This window comes from Streptococcus infantis (assembly GCF_047465525.1).
GTDB classification, from domain to species: domain Bacteria; phylum Bacillota; class Bacilli; order Lactobacillales; family Streptococcaceae; genus Streptococcus; species Streptococcus infantis_R.
This window is the reverse complement of the sequence record NZ_JASGZS010000014.1, coordinates 1-19,997: the sequence shown is the minus strand read 5'-3', so window position 1 is coordinate 19,997 and position 19,997 is coordinate 1. Positions and strand designations below refer to the sequence as shown.

Below are 19,997 nucleotides of genomic sequence, written 5' to 3'. Positions count from 1 at the left end.
ACTAGATATGATGGAATGGATTGGTAGAAGCTTGACTTGCGATAACTTCGAGAGACCAAGCATTTTCTTCCTTCCATTCGTTCAAGAGCTCTGCAATTTTTTCCACAAAAAGCACTTCGGTATAGTGTCCCGGATCTAGAGCTAACAAACCATCTGACAGCATATCTTGGGCAGTATGATAATAAATATCACCAGTGATATAAAGATCTGCTCCTTTTGCTAAAGCATCAGAATAGAAAGATTGCCCACTGCCACCACAGATAGCCACTCTTGAGATTGTATTTTGCAAATCAGTCTCTTGATAATACACCATACGAAGGCTATCTAGACCAAAGACTTCCTTAACATGGTCAGCAAATTCCTTAAAGGTTTGAGGTCTAATAGTGCCAATACGTCCAATCCCACGTTCAGAACCTGTTTCTTGCAGATAAGTTGTATCCTCAATCCCCAATAGTTGGCAGAACCAATCATTGAGACCATTTTCAACAATATCAATATTGGTATGACTGACATAGACTGCAATATCGTGCTTGATGAGATTGATATAAATCTGATTTTGAGGACGACTAGCTACCAAGTCCTTAATCGGACGAAAGATAGGTGCGTGCTTAACGATAATCAGATCAACACCCTTTTCAATAGCTTCAGCGACTGTCTCTTCACGGATATCAAGAGCAACCATGACCTTTTGAATTTCCTTGTCTAGGGTGCCAATTTGCAGACCACGACTATCGCCTTCCATAGAAAATTCTTGAGGACAATAGGCTTCATAACGCTTAATCACTTCACTTGCTTTCATGGAGCACCTCCTTGATGGCTTGAATTTTATCTGCTAGAACCTGACGTTCTTCTTGATTTTTTTCTGGAATTTGATTAAGGGCAAACTCAAGCTTGCTGGCTTCTTTTTGCCATTTTTGGATGAAGATTGGACTAACTTCTTTGGACAAGAATGGGCCAAAGCGGACATCAGTTGCTGATAGATTCATTTCGCCAGCTTCTGTAACTATAATCTCGTAGAATTTTCCAGCTTCTTCTAGGATACTTTCTGCTATGATTTGAAAACCATGCTCTTGTAACCAAGAACGCAACTCATCTTCTCGATTATTGGGTTGAAGAATCAAACGCTCAACAGTAGCAAGTTTGTCTAATCCTTCTTCTAATATCGTAGCAATCAAGCGACCACCCATTCCTGCAATAGTGATGACAGAAACCTGGTCACTTTCTTCAAATGCTGCTAAACCATTGGCTAAACGAACCTGGATTTTCTCAGCTAATCCGTGACTTTCAACATTTTTTACTGCAGATTGATAGGGACCTTCTACAACCTCTCCTGCAATGGCACGATCGATGTGACCTTTTTCAACCAATTCAATGGGTAGATAAGCATGATCGCTTCCTACATCTAGCAAAACGGCTCCTTGAGGTACAAAGGAAGCTACCGTTTCTAATCTCTTTGAAATCATCTTCTCTCACTTTCCAAAAGTCTATTTCTCTTTATTATACCATATTTCAAACCTCAACTTTCCAGTAACAGCGAAAGAAGTTTCAATGGCCTAACACAATAGATGGATTTAATTCAAAGATTTACAATCAAGAGAAACTCTTTATTTTTCCAATCCCTATCAAGTGCAATTTATGTAAGATAGGCCTATTCTTTTCCTATAAAATCTGATAAGATAGAGGAAAGAATGATTAGAACAGAGGTTACTTCAATGACGGTTCCCGATAGACTACCTGCTCGTATGAGAATGGATGGACGAACTATTTTCCAACAGATAAAAAACTATTTTGATACTGAAAACAAAGAATATTTTAAGCATCCCAATACCTATAATGGCATCTCCATGTATCTGGAACCCAACATCCTGACCAGTATGGAGCACTTCGATTTGACTGGCTTTCATTGCGAATGTAATGATTTCCAAGATCAGGAAGTCTGTAAACACTGGGTTGCCATGGATCTCTACTTTCGTAGTCTCCCCCAAGTTATTCAAGAACGCATTCGTAAATCTAGTCATAAACCAAGTTTTGCCAGCCAACTGATTCCTACTTTGCCATCTGAAGAGCTCCAAGACGAACTGCTAGAAGAAAAAGCGGTGGCGCCTTCACTTGCACTTCATGGACAATTCGAAATTCGAAATCATAGCCTATTCTGGACCTTAAAACTACAGGTGGAACAGGCTCCTCGTGCCTATGTTATCAAGGATATAGCTCACTTCATTTTTCTCATTTTTCAACAGGAAGATTACTTTGTTTCACAGAAAATCGGGACAATCAACTTATCATTAGACCAGTTTAATAAAGCTTCTCAAAATCTACTCCTCTATATCAAAAAATATTTCATCGATAGAAATGAACCTTCTTATTCCAACTTCAGTTATGGCATTAGCCCTAGAGATTGTGGACGCTATTTAGAGGCTCCTGTTAGCTATTTAAACGACCTCATCCCACTTTTTCAAGCTTTGGACGTCTTTCAATATGTAACCTCAAAAGCCGAATATCCTCTTATATTCTTAGATGATAATCCCTTTATCCCAGAAGAAGAAATTTTTAAAGTTGTCAAATCTGATAACCATTATGAAATCATCAATACAGCTTATTTTGGTTTCATTATTCAAAAAAAACTTTGGATTCGGCACAATCACTTCCACATCATCAAAAAAGAGCACCGTTACTTTTTACATAAATTAGCTACTTGGATCTACCATTATCAGGAAAGTTCTCCGCTTATCTTTTCAAAGGAAAATAAGGCTGAACTCATGCAAATCTGTAATATCATCTCAAACTATGTTCCTATCAGTATCCCAGATGAATTACAAATCCATGACTTCATCCCCACCTTTGCCTTCTCCAAGACTAGAAATGAAATTGCTCTCAACATGGTGTGGTCATTTGGAGAAAAGCAAGTCCACTCTAAACAAGAGCTCCTAAGCCTCCCCTATACTTACCAAGCTAGCAAAGCTAGAAAAATCTATCATCAACTGCTTTCTGTTGGTTTCAAAGAGGAATTTCATAGTCTTTCTAAAATCAAAGTCGTTGATTTCTTCCTAAAAGAACTACCTCGTTTTCGTACTCTGGGTCAAGTTCAACTAGATGAATCGCTTGAAAAACTCTTAATAGAAGATCCTGCTGTCATTGACATTTTTGACGACGAAGGCTTCCTTTCAGTGCAGTTTGATTTTTCTATGATTTCAGAAGATGAGGTTGAAAAGGCTATCCAAGCTTTATGGAATCAAGAAAGCCACTACCAAACCAAGCAAGGAAAGGTTCTAGTCTTTGACGATGAAAGTCTCAAGGTTGCCCAAAGTCTCCAAGAGCTTCGCGCTAAATTTTCAGACGGAAAAATCAAGATGCACAAATCTCGTGCCTTTAGCCTTTCTGAAACCTTCAAAGACAATGAACATGTCAATTTTTCTCGTGATTTCAAAAAGATGGCTTATGACCTGACCCACCCTGAAGAATTTGACATCAAGCCTTATGAAGTCAAGGCCAAACTCCGCTCCTATCAGAAAGAAGGAGTCAAGTGGCTGAGTATGTTGGATCATTATCATTTTGGTGGAATCCTGGCGGATGATATGGGGCTAGGGAAAACCTTGCAAACCATCACTCTTCTGGAAGCCAACCTTAAACCAGAACAGAAAGCTCTTATCCTAGCTCCAGCTAGCCTTCTTTACAATTGGAAAGAAGAATTCCGAAAATTTGTACCTCACAAACAGGTGGAAGTAGCCTATGGCACAAAAACTGAGCGTATCAAACAAATTGAAAAATCTGCCACTATCACTATTACAAGCTATCCATCTTTTCGATCTGACCTTGAACACTATCAAAAGCAGTCTTACGACTACCTCATCTTAGATGAAGCACAGATGATAAAAAATAGTCAGACCAAAACAGCACAAGCTTTGAGAGAATTTGATGTCAAAACCTGCTATGCCCTATCTGGAACTCCTATCGAAAACCGTCTCGAAGAGATTTGGTCTATTTTCCAGATAGTATTACCAGGACTCCTACCAAGTAAAAAGGAATTTTCAAAATTGTCACCTCAACTCGTTGCTAAACTGATTCAACCTTTTGTTCTGCGTAGGAAAAAAGACGAAGTGCTGACAGAATTGCCTGAACTGAGCGAGCACCTCTACAGCAATGAACTCAGCAGTTCACAAAAAACGCTCTATCTAGCTCAACTTCGACGTATGCAAGAAATGGTTGCAGGAGCCAGCGCTGATGAGATTAAACGTCATAAAATTGAAATCTTAGCAGGACTGACCCGACTCAGACAAATCTGTAATACCCCAGCTCTCTTTTTAGAAGACTACACAGGGGATAGTGGAAAAATGGACAGCTTATTCGAACTCCTGGACGCCATTCGTAAAAAAGGATCACGACCACTTATCTTTTCACAATTCACCTCTATGCTTGATCTCATTGAGCAAGAACTAGAGAAAAAGGGATTATCTCACTTTAAAATCACAGGACAAACTCCTTCAGATAAACGTCAAGAGATGGTCAATCTCTTCAATCAGGGAGAAAAAGACTGCTTCCTCATTTCCCTAAAAGCAGGTGGAACAGGACTTAATCTAACAGGAGCTGATACCGTCATCCTCTGTGACCTCTGGTGGAATCCAGCAGTCGAGATGCAAGCCATCGGACGAAGCCACCGCCTTGGCCAGACCAAACAAGTTGATGTCTATCGCCTCATCACCCTTGGAACCATAGAGGAAAAAATCCAAGAACTCCAAGAAAGTAAAAAAGAACTCTTCAATACCGTCCTTGAAGGACAAGAAAGCAGAAGCAATCTGAGCGTTGATGATATTAAAGAAATCTTGGGTGTTGAATAAACGAAAAAGAACTAGAATAACTACACTTAGTGGATTTATCTAGTTCTTTTTTAGGTTACAGACTTTCGCGTCCTCTTACGAGCTCTATACACCTTACTTTCATGTTTCTGTTCGGAGAGATACGATTTTGCCATCCCTTCATCTGACAGTTTTTATACCGAAAAGCAAACTAGGAAGCTAACCACAAGTTGCTCTAAGTACAGCTTCGAGATTGCAGATAGCACTGATCTGGTTTGAAGAGATTTTCGAAGAGTATTATTTCTTCAAACTTCAAATAGTCTAGCCACAGACATTTGATTCTTCTACCTCAATACAAGCAGGCTTAAGAAACGCTCTTGGGTTCACCGATAGATAATAGGCACCTAGGTCTTGCACATCAGATCTACGATAGACTCGTCGTATAAGAAAAACGCAATCATAGATTGCAGTCTTTCTCTATTTTCTAGATTGATAACGACTTGTCAGGATGAAAATGATAGCAAAGATGACCATCATGATGCCATAGACAGGTAATGTTTGTCCTGTCAGTGTTGAAATTTCAAGCAATTTTTGAATTCTTGGAAATAGAGCTGTTCCAAGGAAGCCACCAACTGACCAAATAATCAAGAGAACACGCCACAGACTAAATGGCAAACAAGCTCTAACTACAGACATGAAACCAATCGATGCCAATAGATAATACAAAAGTGTCGAAATTTCAATTGCCGACCAACCTTGACTGGTTCCAAAAATTTTAATAAATAGAACGCTAAAAACTACCATCAAGGCACTTGGTAGTGCACGGAGCATGGATTTTCTGAGGAAGTTTTGTTCGACTGGTTTGATATTTCGTTCAAAGGTCAATACGAACGGTGGGAAGCCTTCCACGAACTGGTCAATCATGGTAATCTGAATCGGAATGAATGGGAAAATTAAAATCCATTCAGTACGTCCCAACAAAGCACTCGCAATACAGATGACTGCAAGCAGGAAGGAATAGATTGTCTTAATCAAGAAAATTGGAGCAATGTGGGCAATGTTATTGACCACACGACGACCTTCAAAGAGAATCTCAGGAACATCATTAAAGTCTGAGTTCAAGAGGACCAGATTTGCAATCTGACGAGTCGCTGGATCTCCTTCAGCCATCACGATGGAACAATCTGCCTCACGGAGGGCAAGGATATCATTGACACCATCTCCTGTCATTGCAGTCGTATGACCTGCTTTTTTCAACGTTTGGATGATCAGTTTCTTTTGATGAGGAGAGACACGTCCGAAAATCGCTGTCTCCTCAGCCATGGCAACCAACTCTTCATCAGTAATTTTCGAGCAATCTACGTAGCTGTGGTAATCTGCAAAACCAGCTTTTTGAGCAATACTTGAAACCGTAACTGGATTATCACCAGAGATAATTTTCAGCCCCACTTCCTGAGAACGAAGATAGTCTAGAGTTTCAGCTGCCCCTTCTCGGATTGGATCTAGAATTTCAAGCAAAGCCAAAGCCTGAATATCAGATGGCTTTTGTGGCTTGTGGTGATCAAGTTTTTCTTGACTGAGGGCCAGAACTAAGACACGAGATCCTCGTTCAAGAGCTTCTCTAGCCTCATGAACTTCAGCATCCAACAACATCTCCGGTGCACCTAGGAAAACAGTTCCGAGACCTTCCAACTCCATTGCTCCCCATTTACGATCGCTAGAAAATGGAAGACTAGAAATCATCGGATAAGCTACTTGACCTTGAAAACGTTGACGGATAGCTTGAGCTGTAGGATTTTTATCCTCACTGTTTGCCATATAGCTGGTTAGTATGTCGGCAATAGCATCCTTGTCATAAGTCTGGGTCAGAGGAAGGACAGTCTCAACCTGCATCTTCCCTTGGGTGATGGTACCTGTCTTATCCAAGCAGAGCATATCCACGCGCGCTAGGGTTTCAACAGAGTACATCTCCTGCACCAAGACCTTTTTCAACCCAAGCTTGATAACAGCAGTTAAGAGAGAGGTAATGGTTAAGAGGGCAATCCCCTTAGGCAACATTCCCAAAAGAGCCGTAGATGAATTCACTACAGAAGACTTCAGTGGTAAACCTTTTAAGACCAAAGCTTCAAGCAAAAGAGCAATTCCAAATGGAATGATGATTTTACCCGTAAAACCTGCTAGCTGGTCTAGCGATTTCATGATACGTGAGTTGATGGGTTTAACTGTCTTAGCTTCAAGCATGAGTTTGGCTGCATAGTTATCTGCTCCTACATGATGAACTTGAGCAAAGACAGAACCACTGGCAAGAAAACTACCTGACAACATTAAGTCTTCTACTTCTTTTTGCACCAAGTCGCTCTCGCCCGTTAACATGGCTTCATTGACTTCTGCAAAACCTTCTAATACAATCGCATCACTTGGAATTTGATCCCCTGCAGACAAGCGAATCACATCATCCAAAACAAGCTCTTCAGGGTCTAAAGCAATTTCTTGTCCATCACGGATAGTGGTAATCTTTTCTTTATTCAGGAGATTGAGTTTATCAACCATATGCTTGGCACGTAGCTCGGTTACAATTCCTGAAAAAGCATTAAAACAGATAACCGCAAAGAAAACCAGGTTGCTCCAGGCTTGAACAAAAGCGAGCGCTAATGCAATAGCAAAGTTTAAAGCATTGAAGAGAGTAAAGACATTTCGTTTTACAATCTGCCAAGTACTGGTACTAGCTGATGCTTTGAAATCATTGACCTGTCCCTGTTTCTGACGTTCTTTAACTTCTGATTGGCTTAAGCCTATAATTTTATTTTTATCCATAAGTTCTATCATATCATTTTTTTAAAAATAATTCTAATTTCATATGAAGAGCAATTCCGCCTAAACAAAAAAACATTTGCTTGTCCTAGTATGATAAGGTATAATAAAAGAAAGAAAATTGAAGGAGATACCATGTTTTATACTTATCTTCGTGGGCTGGTTATGTTGATTCTTTGGTCTATCAACGGTAATGCTCATTATCATAATACGGATAAAATTCCGAGTCAAGATGAAAACTATATTCTAGTTGCGCCCCATCGTACCTGGTGGGATCCAGTTTATATGGCCTTTGCGACCAAACCGAAGCAATTTGTATTTATGGCTAAAAAGGAACTCTTTACCAACCGTATCTTTGGCTGGTGGATTCGCATGTGCGGTGCCTTTCCAATCGATCGTGAAAATCCTAGCGCTTCGGCTATCAAATACCCTATCAATGTTCTTAAAAAGAGCGACCGCTCTCTCATCATGTTCCCAAGTGGCAGTCGTCATTCCAACGATGTTAAAGGTGGTGTTGCTCTGATTGCTAAAATGGCCAAGGTTCGCATCATGCCAGTTACTTACACTGGTCCAATGACCTTAAAAGGACTCATCAGTTGTGAACGTGTCGATATGAACTTCGGAAATCCTATCGATATCTCGGACATTAAGAAGATGAATGATGAAGGAATTGAGATGGTTGCTGAACGTATCCAATCAGAATTCCAACGTCTGGATGAGGAAACAAAACAATGGCACAATAACAAAAAACCAAATCCTTTGTGGTGGTTTATTCGCATACCAGCACTGATTCTTGCTGTCTTAGTTGCGATTGTTACCATCATCTTTAGCTTTATTGCAAGTTTTATCTGGAATCCAGAGAAAAAACAAAATCAATTAGGTTAGAATAAAATAGCTTTAGGACATTCCCTAAAGCTATTTTAGTTTGACTGATAGCCGATTACTTTTAAATAAAACATTTTATTGACAAAGATTTGAATCTATAGTATACTTTTTAAGTAAGCTGATTTAGCTCAGTAGGCAGAGCGCATCCATGGTAAGGATGAGGTCGCCGGTTCGATCCCGGCAATTAGCATTGTTCATCAGTTCCTTGGTATAGGAACTTTTTTTATTGACATTTTATTGACATTTTATTGACCTTATAGTAAAATAAAACTTGCGATGAGTCGATATGTAGCGAGAGCTACTATTGAGCAAAGGAGGTCATAACGCAGGAGCGGACCTTGAGAAATTGTGTGAACCGATTTCTCACATGGAGATGCCTCTCAAGCTTTCTGGTTTTTCCAGAGAGCTTTTTTTATTTTCCTAAACACTATTACATCCTATCTTTTAGCAATCCTTTCTGCACAAACAGCAAAAAGCTCAAGCCTCAATCATACACTGATAGACTTATTATCCAAAAAATCCTAGCTAGGTTTAGTCGTAAAGATACAAAGATGACCATTGCTGTCTCTAATTATAGCAAAAGTTACAGGGTAAACTGTATTATATACCTTAGCATTGAAAGGAAAATGATATAGTCGCTTAGTTTATAAAATACATGTTATAATAAAGTTATGGCATATAGTACAGATTTTAAACAACGAGCATTAGATTACATCAAAGAGGGACACAGCCATGTCGAGGCGGCCAAAGTTTTTGATGTTGGCGTCAGAACTCTCTTCACATGGGAAAAGAAATTACGTGAACAAGGACACTTAGAGCGGAAAAAGCGAGTCGCCAAAAGCCGAAAGATTCCTTTGGAGGAGTTGAAGGCCTTTGTAGAGGCTCATCCAGATGCTTTCTTACGGGAAATTGCGACACATTTTGATTGTGCTGTTCCTTCAGTATGGGCAGCTTTAAAGCAGATTAAGGTCACTTTAAAAAAAGACGACTAGCTTTAAGGAACAAGATCCTGAGAAAGTCGCTGAGTTTCTTGATATTTTGAATAGCCTAAAAGATTTACCAGTCGTATATATTGACGAAACAGGAATCGACCGCTACCTCTATCGTCCTTATGCACGGGCTCCTAGAGGGGAGAAAGTCTATGAAAAGATTAGTGGACGGCGTTTTGAGCGGACTTCAATTGTTGCAGGACAAGTAGACGGAGAGTTTATAGCTCCTATGATTTACAAGGAAAGTATGGCGAGCGATTTCTTTGTGGAGTGGTTCAAAACGCAACTTCTACCTGCTTTGAAGACCCCTCATGTCATTGTCATGGACAATGCTAGTTTTCATCCCAAGAACATCTTGGATGAGCTTTGCATTCAAGATAAACACTTTTTCTTACCTCTACCACCGTATTCACCAGATTTGAATCCTATTGAGCAGGCTTGGGCTATCTTGAAAAAGAAAGTGACAGATTTATTAAGGGAAGTCCCCAATATCTTTGAATCATTAGAGTGCTTTTTTAAAACTAAATGACTATATATTTTACCCCTCGTAACAAAAAAAGACCTATCATACAAGCTATAAAGCTTGATATGATAGGTTTTTTAATATTAGATTAACGTACAGTGCGGATACGCATTGTGTTAGTACGAACTGCTTCACCAAGTGGCACACCTGCAACGATAACGATATCGTCACCAGATTGTACAAGACCTGCTTCAACTGCTTTACGTTCTGCAATTTCAAACATGTCATCAGTTGATGATGGAGCTTCTGTCAACATTGGGATAACACCCCAGTTCAACATCAATCCACGTTCTGTCAATTCGTCAAATGTCAATGCCAAGATATCAGCATTTGGACGATATTTAGAGATCAAACGTGCTGTGTGACCAGTCTTAGTAAGAGTTACAACCAATTTGATGTCCATTGAGTTTGTAGCGTCTTTAACTGCTGAAGCCATAACTTCTGTCTTAGAGTTACGTTCAAATGAATCTGAGTTCAAACGTCCGTATTCGTTAAGAAGAGTTTGAGCGTTCTTATCGATAGTTGCCATTGTACGAACAGACTCAAGTGGGTATTTACCATTTGCTGACTCACCTGAAAGCATTGTAGCATCAGTTCCGTCGATAACAGCGTTGAATACGTCTGATACTTCTGAACGGGTTGCACGTGGTTTTTCAGTCATTGTTTCAAGCATGTTTGTTGCAGTGATGACAACTTTACCAGCAGCGTTCACTTTAGTGATGATCATTTTTTGGTAAACTGGAACCATTTCAAATGGTACTTCGATACCCATGTCACCACGAGCGATCATGATACCATCAGCAGCTTCAATGATTTCGTCCAAGTTATCGATACCTTGTTGGTTTTCGATTTTAGCGAACAATTGAACGTGACCGTTACCAGTTTCTTCACAGATTGCACGAACTTCGTTCACGTCTTTTGCAGTACGTACGAATGAGATCGCGATAAAGTTGATACCTTGTTCAAGACCGAAGCGGATATCAGCGTTATCACGTTCAGCAAGAGCTGGGAAAGGAATTTTAGTGTTAGGGATGTTTACACCTTTTTGTTTAGCGATAACACCGTCGTTTTCAACTTCAACGACAAATTCACGAGTTGCATCGTCTTTTTCTACAACACGAAGACCAAGTTTACCATCGTCAACCAATACTTGGCGACCAACTTCAACGTCATCATAGATGTCAAGAGCTCCAGCAACGTTCAAAGCAATCACTTCACGAGTTGATTTGATACCTTGTTTAGTTGCAACACGGATTTTTTCACCAGTTTTGTATGAGTACTCTTTAGCTTCACCTTCGAACAATTCAGTACGGATTTCTGGTCCTTTAGTATCAAGAAGGAAACCAACTTTTTTACCTGCAAGTTTTTCTGCAAGTTTAACAGTTGCCATACGGTCACCTTGTTCTTGGTGGTCACCGTGTGAGAAGTTGAAACGGAAAGTGTTAGCTCCTGCTTCAATCAATTGAGCAATGTTTTTAGCTGAAGCTTCAACGTCAAGTTTTTCACCCCAGTATCCGTCATCACCAAATTTTTTACCACCGCGGATTTCTACCGCAGGACCCAATGTTGCAACGATTTTTACACGTTTGTTCATGATTTTGTGACTCCTTTATATAATTCGACCTTTTATGGTCATTTTACCAGTTTAGTTAAAGTTGATTAAGACAAGCTCTTGTTTAAAGCAGAAAGTTCAAGGTCAGCTTTATGAGGGTTATTAACAACGATCTTACCATCAGCTGTTAGGCTAAATAAAGCTCCTTCTTCTGCAGTTCCAAGAATTGGATTTTCAACCATTTTCTCATTACGAATACCAACAGCGACACCACCGATTCCTTGTTTAAGGAGTTTAACAGCATGTGCACCCATGCGTGACGCCAATACACGGTCACGAGCAGTTGGTGATCCACCACGTTGGATGTGACCAAGTTCAGTTACACGAAGGTCACTTGTATCGCCAGCTTCTTTTAGTTTTTGACCAAATTCTGCCGCTGACATAACACCTTCTGCCAAAACGATAATGTTGTGTTTCTTACCGTGTTCATATCCAGCCTTGATACTTGCTACGATGTCTTCCATCTTGAAGCCTTCTTCAGGGATGATAATTTCATCAGCACCAGTAGCGATACCTGCCCAAAGAGCGATATCTCCGGCATTACGTCCCATTACTTCAACTACGAAAGTACGACGGTGACTTGATGATGTATCACGAATCTTATCAATGGCATCCATTGCAGTCGTAACTGCAGTATCAAATCCGATTGTGAAATCAGTACCTACGATATCGTTATCGATTGTTCCTGGAAGTCCAATAGCAGGGAATCCATGCTCAGTCAAGCGCATAGCTCCGTGATAAGAACCGTCACCACCGATAACCACGACACCTTCGATACCGTGTTTTTTCAACTGCTCAATCCCTTTAAGTTGACCTTCGAGTTTTGCAAACTCAGGGTAACGAGCAGAGTGAAGGAAAGTACCACCACGTGAAATGATGTCTCCTACTGAAGCAGCATCAAGTGGATAAATTTCACCGGCAACCATACCAGCGTATCCATCATAGATACCAAAAACTTCCATTCCTTCTGAGATTGCTTGACGAACAACTGCACGAATGGCAGCATTCATACCAGGGGCGTCTCCACCACTAGTCAAAACAGCAATACGTTTCATTTGGTTTTGCTCCTTTTTCTTTTAACATTCTAACTGATTATACCATAATTAAAGTTAAAATTCTTTTATTTTCATTGATTTTTAACGATAAATCGTTTTCATAGTTATTTGACTCAAAGATTCCTGCAAACTAACATCTTTTGCAACAAAATAGCCCGGCAAAAGAACATTTTTTTGTTCATTTTCGTAGCGAATAATGACTGGAATTTGTCCCTTGTATTGTTCTAAAATATGATAAATTTCAGAATCATGTTCATGATCAGCAGCCTGAATCCAGAATCGTTCACTCACTGCTTCTTTTAGATTATTTAATACTAACTGAAGGCGACCGTCTCTTGCCTGCACTTTTCCATTAAGGTAGTAAAATCTTCCTTCATGTAAGAGATTGTTAAATTGACAATACTGGTCAGAAAAAACTGTGACTTCAAGCTTCGTTTTACTATCACTAACTTTCAGAAAAGCCATGTTTTCACCTTTTTTAGTACGAATGACACGAATGGATTGTATCTCAACGAGTACTGTAGCTGTCTGTCCTTCAGATAGTTCAGACAAACTCACAATTGGATAGAGGGAATTCTTTGCTAAAATCAGTAAGGGATGCGGACTGATACCGACTCCAAGCCACTCCTGTTCCTTACGAAACTTTTCGACTTGCGTAAAATCCTCACTCTCAAGCCAATTGTAGCTATTATCTGCAAACAAACTACCCAATTCTTCCACAAAAATAAACAAAGTAGGTAAGTTGGATAAGATTTTTGGGCGATTTTTTTCAAAACTATCGAATAAACCAATCTCGACTAGGGGAGTTAAAAGACTCAACTTCTGATAATTTTTAGGCAAGCGAGTGACAAAATCTTCAACACTTGTAAAAGGACGATTGTCTAAGATCCAATAGGCAAAATCACGAGGCATTCCCTTGATACTCTTTAAGCCCAAATGAACTGTTTTTTCTGCCAGCTTGTCCTGAAAAGGTACTGTATTGATAGATGAGGGCACAAGTTCAAAGCCCATCTCAAGAGCATCGAGGATATAGTCTCCACTTGCATAATTGAGCATTACTTGATAGAAGATTGCTGGATAATGTGTCTTAAAGTAGGCAAGCTGAAAGGCTAAAGCTGCATAAGCATAGGCATGGGAACGGTTAAAACCATAACCAGCAAATTTTTCCATGACAGCAAAAACCTGCTGAGCCTGCTCTGTTCCGTGGCCTTTTTCAAGGGCACCTTGAATGAAGCTCTCTTGCATTTGATGCATTTCCGCAGCATTTTTTTTCCCCATGGCGCGACGTAAAATATCAGCTTTTCCAAGGCTAAAACCAGCATAACGCTGTGCAACTTGCATTACCTGTTCTTGATAGAGCATGATGCCATAAGTTGGAGCCAGAATATCTTCCAGAACTGGGTCCAAAACTGTTACCTTTTCTTTCCCATGTTTTCGAGCTACAAAGTTGTCGATATAGTCACTCGCCCCCGGTCTGTTGAGGGAAGTCGTTGCCACTACTTCTTCAAAGCTTTCTGGTTTCACACGCTTTAATAAGCGAATAGCACCAGGTTGTTCAAACTGAAAAATTCCCTTGGTCTTCCCAGCTGCAAAGAGGGCTAAAGTTTCCCTATCCTCAAGGTCAATTTCCTCAATCCTTAACTGAATTCCTTGAGTTTCAAATAAGAGCTCCTGCATTTTTTGAGCGAAGGTGAGGTTTCGTAAGCCCAAGAAATCCATCTTGAGCAAGCCATTTCCTTCAACTCCATGCGCATCATACTGGGTAATGAGCATATCCTCACCATACTTAAGAGGAATATAGTCCGTTAGATTTTTATCACTAATCACAACACCAGCAGCATGGATGGAGGTTTGACGTGGTGCTCCTTCTATTTTCTTGGCAATTTCAAAAGCCTTTTGGTACTCAATCTTACCTTGAATCAGTTGTCTAAAGCCTAGATTCCCTTCATAGGAACTTGTTAAGGTGTCTTTGAAACCGATTTTTTTGGTAATAGCCGTTAATTCATACTCAGGTACACCATAGCGTTTAAAAACATCTCTGACGGCCTGTTTAGCACCAAAGGTTGAGTAGGTGACAATCTGAGCAGCGTGAATACTGCCATAGCGGTCACGAACATAGCGGATAAATTCAGGACGATAGATATCAGGAATATCAATATCGATATCGGGCATGGTATAGCGTTCACGATTCAAAAAGCGTTCAAAGATGAGATTCTTAGCAACAGGATCTATACCAGTGATATCTAGGGCATAGGCCACCAGACTTCCAACTGCAGATCCACGTCCCATACCCATATAATATCCTTGAGAACGTCCGAAACGTAAGAGATCCCAGACAACCAAGAAATAGTCATCGAATCCCATGTCATGAATCACAGATAGCTCTTCTTCTAAACGAGCCTGATAAACTGAATCTAGTAAGCCTTTCTGTTCCAAGCCCTTAATAGCTCTTTCCCTCAATTCCTCAACAGCTGGTCTCTCTGGATTGAAGCGTGGAAGCTTGAGACTACTATCAATCTCGTAGGAAGTATCCTTGACCAATCTTGCAAGATTATCCAGTGCAATTGGGAACTTCTCTAGAAAAAACTGTTCAAGACGTTCAGCAGGCAAAAACAAGCCCTGTTGAGATTGAACATCTACCTCTCGCAAGGTCACATTTTCCTTAATCGCCTTGAGCATTTGAAGCGTTTCTAAATCCTCAGATTCGAAGGAATTAACACGATAAAGTGGGAGAATGGAGTGAGAAAAATTCGACTGAGGTGTATCTGGATACACTCCGATATAATAGTCATGCCCTAAGTCCAAGGAATCAATTGCAGAATAATAGGGAACAATAACACAAATATCTTCTAGATAGGTAGAAAAATCAGTCCATTCCTTTTTACCTGTCATTTTTTGACTCGAAAGCTTCATGAGATTTCGATAACCATGATTTGACAAGGCTAAAAATCGAAGGTTGACAAGTTCCTCCTCATGATGAACGGTCATCTCAAGACCTAATAAAGGCTGAATCTCCTGTTTTTGGCACTCTTTGATAAAATAATAGGCTCCATAGAGATTGTCAACATCCATGATTCCAAGTGCTGAGTAGCCGTATGCTTTCCCCTGGTCAACATACTTCTGAATGGAAATCATACTCTCCATGAAACTATAAACCGTTTTTGTATCAAGTTGTGCAATCACTCGCTATCACCTCCCTTTTTCTTCTTATATTATACCATTTTAGAAAATAGAAAAACAATTTCTTTCTTCCCTTGTAGAAAAAAGAACCACAGTTGAATTAACCGTGATTCCCATTCATTATTCTACCTCTAGGATAGGATTTGTAGCTGTCAAGTGGCTTATCTTGCCACTGATACCAAAATATTCCTCAATTTTAGTATGTAATTCTAGCATTGCTTCCCGAGCTCGTGATGCCTGTTCTTCATTGATAGCTTCAATGACTAAAACAGCATCTTTGGTTTCTTCTGTTAACATGGTTCTTTGGGCTTCACGCCAGTTTAAACACCGACAAACCGCACCTTGTTCATCAAAATAAATCATTTCATCAGCTAATGCAGAAGCATCACTTTCAGCCCCTAGTGGAAGAAGGATTCATTCCCTTGAGCTCTCCCAAGACATAAGTCACCAACAATCTTAGCTAAATCCTCTCCCCCACAAGGAACTGCGTAAATTATAGAAATCTACCAAAAGATTTATTAGATTACATTCTCTTCCTTGACTCACACGCTTTAATAAAGCTTCAATAGAAGAACGAGCACCATTTTTGGTTTTGAATTAAGTGAATGCCTGACGCCATTATTTTTCTTTCATTCTACTACAAATTAAAAAAACGAGTAGCATACAAGCTACTCGATAGGAACTATAATGAATTTTCACGAATCACTTCTACCTTGTATCCATCTGGATCTTTGATAAAGTAATAGTTTGGTTGAGTCCCTGGAAGTCCATTAGGCGCTGTCACTTCGTAGCCTTTGTCGCTATGTTCTTTATGAAGAGCCTCAAGATCAGGTGTGCTTAAGGCGATGTGAGCAAAACCGTCACCAACAACATAAGGTCCGTGATCATAGTTGTAAGTCAACTCTAACTCATAATCATCACCTTCAAGTCCAAGATAAACAATAGTGAATGCATAGTCTGGAAAGTCTCTACGACGTAATTCCTTAAAACCAAAAGCATCTTGATAAAAAGCGATTGATTTTTCAAGATTTTCTACTCGCAAGCAAGTGTGTAGCATTTTTGAAGCCATTTTTTCTCCTTTGTTAAAAAAGACTGGGACAAACTTGCACCAGTCTTATGAATAATTATTTACCAAGTTTTGCTTTAGCTGCATCTGCAAGAGCTGTGAAAGCTGCTGCATCGTTAACAGCCAAGTCAGCAAGCATTTTACGGTTAACTTCGATCTCAGCCAATTTCAAACCATGCATCAATTGTGAGTATGAAAGTCCGTTCAAACGAGCTGCCGCATTGATACGTGTGATCCACAATTTACGGAAGTCACGTTTCTTTTGACGACGGTCACGGTATGCATAGTAGTAAGAGTTCATTACTTGTTCTTTTGCAGTACGGAACAAGATGTGTTTAGCTCCATAGTAACCTTTTGCTAATTTAAGAATACGTTTACGACGTTTGCGTGATACAACGCCACCTTTAACACGTGCCATGTTTTATTTCCTCCAAATATTTCCTAGAATTGTTTACTTACAAATACGCGATTATTTCAAGCGAGTAAGCATTGCTTTGATACGTTTGAAATCTCCTGAATGCACCATAGATGCTTTACGAAGATGACGACGTTGTTTTTTAGTTTTTCCGTGGAAACGGTGAGATGTGTAAGCACGGAAACGTTTAAGTCCACCAGAACCTGTACGTTTGAAACGTTTAGCTGATGCGCGGTGTGTTTTTTGTTTTGGCATGATTTTTTCTCCTTTATTTAACTTTCTGACAATTATTTTTTGTCAGTTGCTGGCGCCAATTGCATGAACATTTGGCGTCCATCCATTTTAGCACGTTGTTCAATGATAGCAATATCTTGAGTTGCTTCAGCGAACTCGGCTAAAACTTTTGCACCAATCTCTTTATGGGTGATCATACGCCCCTTAAAGCGAATGGATACCTTCACTTTGTTTCCTTTTTCAAGGAACTTGCGAGCATTGCGAAGTTTAGTTTCGAAATCACCCTTGTCGATAACTGGGCTCAAACGAACTTCTTTCACGGTCACAACGCTTTGTTTTTTGCGTTGCTCTTTTTGTTTCTTCTGGTACTCAAATTTGAACTTACCGTAGTCCATAATTTTCGCAACAGGAGGTTTAGCTTGAGGTTGAATGAGAACCAAGTCCACATTAGCTTCGTCCGCAAGTGCCTGCGCTTCGCTTAGTGGTTTGATACCCAATTGCTCACCTTCAAGACCGATTAAGCGAACTTCGCGTACACGAATTTCATCATTGATGAATAAGTCTTGCTTTGCTATGGTTTTCACCTCTTTTTTTAATTTAGAGAAAAACAAGAGCGGACTTGCTAACGCAAACCCGCACTACATGATTGTATTTCATTTCTGAAATTTGATCCGTAGGGGCCAGACAACGTTAGTCGCAAGGCGAGAAGTTCTCACTTCTGCTTTTCTCAACTTTTATATGATATCAAGTTTTCCCCTACTTGTCAAGATTAAAACTATCTTTTTTTAATTTTTTCTATTTTTCCGACTTGCAATCTATTGATTACGAGAATAGTAAATCTCATGTGGCTTCAAACGAGTATTGAGTAGATCTGATACAGTCACAAAACTATAGCCTTGTTCCTGTAGATACTCAATTACTTTTGGTAGCGAATTAACAGATGTTTGATGGATATCATGCATTAAAATGATAGATCCATTGCTTGCCTGACGCTGAATTTCTGTCAAAATCGCTGCTTCATTTTTACTCTTCCAATCCAAACTATCCACATCCCACATGATAAAGCTTAAATCAAGGCTATTACGAATATCATCTGAGATTGCTCCGTATGGTGGACGCATCAATTTAGAGCTTTTCCCAAGAACTTTTGTAATAGCATCTTCGGTATCTGTAAGCTGTTTCTTAGCGTCTTCCAATGACAGTTTTGTTAAAACCGGGTGATTCCAACTATGGTTTCCAACTTCATGACCTTCAGACTGCATACGTTTAAGAATCGACTCATTACCTGCAATATTCTTTCCTTGTACAAAGAAGGTTGCTTTGATCTTATACTTGGCTAGAATATCTAAAGCTTGTGGAGTTGTATTTCCATCTGGTCCATCATCAAAGGTAAGAGCTACTACTTTTTTATTTTTCTCAGCCTGAGCCTTCTTATAAAGTTCTTCATCCTTTTCAGTTAGATAGGACGATTGGATAACATCAAAGAAGTCTGAAATAGGCAAAGCTATTTCTTCTACATTATTGGTTGCTTTGATTGGATAAAGAACCAATTGACTATCTTTATATGCAAACTTCCAAGATGATAAATCGCTAGCTGTAAAATCGGCTATTACTTGATCAACAAGAGTTTGTTCAATCTTTTTATCAAGAAGTGTTGACTTGATATCCTCAAGAAACTTTTCCTTAGCTTTGTTAGCATCTGTAAAGAGCTGATCTAATGTAAACAGGGTCCCATCTTCCTTAAGATAAAGCTGATCTAACGATGTATTTTCTAATTCCACCACAGTAGAATCACTCAGGTCATAGGCCTGTTTTTTTACAAGATGGCTCTCCACGCCTTTGATAGAGGATGAATCTTTTTCAGAGTAGTAAAAAATCAAATGTTCTTTATCTTCTACCTTATCCGTGATATCTTTTACAATGATATCCTGAACAGAGGTAATGACCTTGTCCCCCGTCATAGGATAGTAGGTGATGATTTCTGCCTGCCCCTTACGAAAATGATCCTTCTGACTTCCTTGTGAATAAGAATCATCTTTTTCTTTTTTCAGTGCTTCAATTTTTTGCTCAAAAGCTTGCTTCGTCAAGACTTTATAAGCAATACCAGCACCTAATGTTAAGATTGTGAAGAATAGAAGCCCCACAATAATCCACAAATTTCTTCTCTTCTTGTCATTTATTTTACAATTTGTTCTTTTTTTAGTCATAGTCTTATCATATCAAATCAGGCCTATAATTTCAATGATAAATAGGAAAATGTCCATTTTTTCAAAAAAGATAGGTAAAAGAAAGAGGTTGGGACAAAAGATGAACTGCACCCCAAAAGTTAGACAAAAGAAAATCTAACTTTTGGGGTGTTTTTATTATGAAACTAACTTATGAAGATAAAGTTCGGATCTATGAACTCAAAAAGCAAGGAGAGAGCTTTAGAAAG

General features: G+C 39.4%; 13 protein-coding genes, 1 tRNA gene, 2 pseudogenes and 1 other annotated feature. Of the genes and pseudogenes, 4 read left to right on the top strand and 12 right to left on the bottom strand.

All coding sequences use genetic code 11. The features are described 5' to 3' along the window. Window position 1: 1 nt before the first annotated feature. Complete coding sequence (locus QM374_RS06470) at window positions 2–799, bottom strand: Nif3-like dinuclear metal center hexameric protein (RefSeq protein WP_414311216.1); 798 nt, start codon at window positions 797–799, stop codon at window positions 2–4. Further along, window positions 786–1,463: a tRNA (adenine(22)-N(1))-methyltransferase gene (locus QM374_RS06465; RefSeq protein WP_414311215.1), complete on the bottom strand. Its 678-nt coding sequence runs from the start codon at window positions 1,461–1,463 to the stop codon at window positions 786–788. The genes QM374_RS06470 and QM374_RS06465 overlap by 14 nt, the downstream gene beginning before the upstream one ends. Window positions 1,464–1,688: 225 nt before the next feature. Here QM374_RS06465 and QM374_RS06460 point away from each other — a divergent pair, with 225 nt between their 5' ends. Then, the gene (locus tag QM374_RS06460; protein WP_414311214.1) at window positions 1,689–4,835 is read left to right on the top strand and encodes an SNF2-related protein; all 3,147 of its coding nucleotides are present in this window, start codon (window positions 1,689–1,691) and stop codon (window positions 4,833–4,835) included. A gap of 435 nt (window positions 4,836–5,270) precedes the next feature. Here QM374_RS06460 and QM374_RS06455 read toward each other — a convergent pair whose 3' ends face one another. Further along, window positions 5,271–7,607, bottom strand: coding sequence for a cation-translocating P-type ATPase (locus tag QM374_RS06455; RefSeq protein WP_414311213.1), 2,337 nt, complete (start codon window positions 7,605–7,607; stop codon window positions 5,271–5,273). A gap of 132 nt (window positions 7,608–7,739) precedes the next feature. On the opposite strand from QM374_RS06455, the gene QM374_RS06450 reads away from it, so the two are divergent. The 3 genes and pseudogenes from QM374_RS06450 (at window position 7,740) to QM374_RS06440 (ending at window position 10,007) form a co-directional block, all read left to right on the top strand. Beyond that, window positions 7,740–8,489, top strand: coding sequence for a lysophospholipid acyltransferase family protein (locus QM374_RS06450; RefSeq protein ID WP_371607430.1), 750 nt, complete (start codon window positions 7,740–7,742; stop codon window positions 8,487–8,489). Window positions 8,490–8,606: 117 nt separating this feature from the next. Then, window positions 8,607–8,679, top strand: a tRNA-Thr gene (locus QM374_RS06445). A 481-nt stretch (window positions 8,680–9,160) separates the two neighbouring features. Beyond that, window positions 9,161–10,007, top strand: a pseudogene (locus tag QM374_RS06440) (IS630 family transposase). Window positions 10,008–10,089: 82 nt separating this feature from the next. Here QM374_RS06440 and pyk read toward each other — a convergent pair. The 9 genes and pseudogenes from pyk to pgdA all read right to left on the bottom strand — a co-directional run bounded on the left by pyk (window position 10,090) and on the right by pgdA (window position 19,770). After that, window positions 10,090–11,595 carry a pyruvate kinase gene (pyk, locus tag QM374_RS06435; RefSeq protein WP_014713116.1) on the bottom strand — a complete coding sequence of 502 codons (1,506 nt, stop codon included), beginning with the start codon at window positions 11,593–11,595 and terminating at the stop codon, window positions 10,090–10,092. A 65-nt stretch (window positions 11,596–11,660) separates the two neighbouring features. Beyond that, complete coding sequence (gene pfkA, locus QM374_RS06430; protein ID WP_000820873.1) at window positions 11,661–12,668, bottom strand: 6-phosphofructokinase; 1,008 nt, start codon at window positions 12,666–12,668, stop codon at window positions 11,661–11,663. An 81-nt stretch (window positions 12,669–12,749) separates the two neighbouring features. Next, a complete protein-coding gene (locus tag QM374_RS06425) occupies window positions 12,750–15,851 on the bottom strand; it encodes a DNA polymerase III subunit alpha (RefSeq protein ID WP_414311212.1) in 3,102 nt (1,033 codons plus the stop codon). Between the two features lie 117 nt (window positions 15,852–15,968). Beyond that, a pseudogene (locus QM374_RS06420) lies at window positions 15,969–16,466 on the bottom strand (B3/4 domain-containing protein); the annotation flags it as partial. A gap of 64 nt (window positions 16,467–16,530) precedes the next feature. Beyond that, the gene (locus QM374_RS06415) at window positions 16,531–16,917 is read right to left on the bottom strand and encodes a VOC family protein (RefSeq protein WP_000157160.1); all 387 of its coding nucleotides are present in this window, start codon (window positions 16,915–16,917) and stop codon (window positions 16,531–16,533) included. 55 nt (window positions 16,918–16,972) lie between these two features. Beyond that, on the bottom strand, window positions 16,973–17,332 hold the full coding sequence (rplT, locus tag QM374_RS06410; RefSeq protein WP_000124830.1) for a 50S ribosomal protein L20: 360 nt from the start codon (window positions 17,330–17,332) through the stop codon (window positions 16,973–16,975). 51 nt (window positions 17,333–17,383) lie between these two features. Then, on the bottom strand, window positions 17,384–17,584 hold the full coding sequence (gene rpmI / locus QM374_RS06405) for a 50S ribosomal protein L35 (protein WP_001125942.1): 201 nt from the start codon (window positions 17,582–17,584) through the stop codon (window positions 17,384–17,386). A 32-nt stretch (window positions 17,585–17,616) separates the two neighbouring features. After that, window positions 17,617–18,147: a translation initiation factor IF-3 gene (infC, locus tag QM374_RS06400; RefSeq protein WP_000848177.1), complete on the bottom strand. Its 531-nt coding sequence runs from the start codon at window positions 18,145–18,147 to the stop codon at window positions 17,617–17,619. Between the two features lie 15 nt (window positions 18,148–18,162). Beyond that, window positions 18,163–18,293 (bottom strand) — a sequence feature (ribosomal protein L20 leader region). 85 nt (window positions 18,294–18,378) lie between these two features. Beyond that, window positions 18,379–19,770 carry a peptidoglycan-N-acetylglucosamine deacetylase PgdA gene (pgdA, locus tag QM374_RS06395; RefSeq protein WP_414311211.1) on the bottom strand — a complete coding sequence of 464 codons (1,392 nt, stop codon included), beginning with the start codon at window positions 19,768–19,770 and terminating at the stop codon, window positions 18,379–18,381. Between the last annotated feature and the right edge of the window lie 227 nt (window positions 19,771–19,997).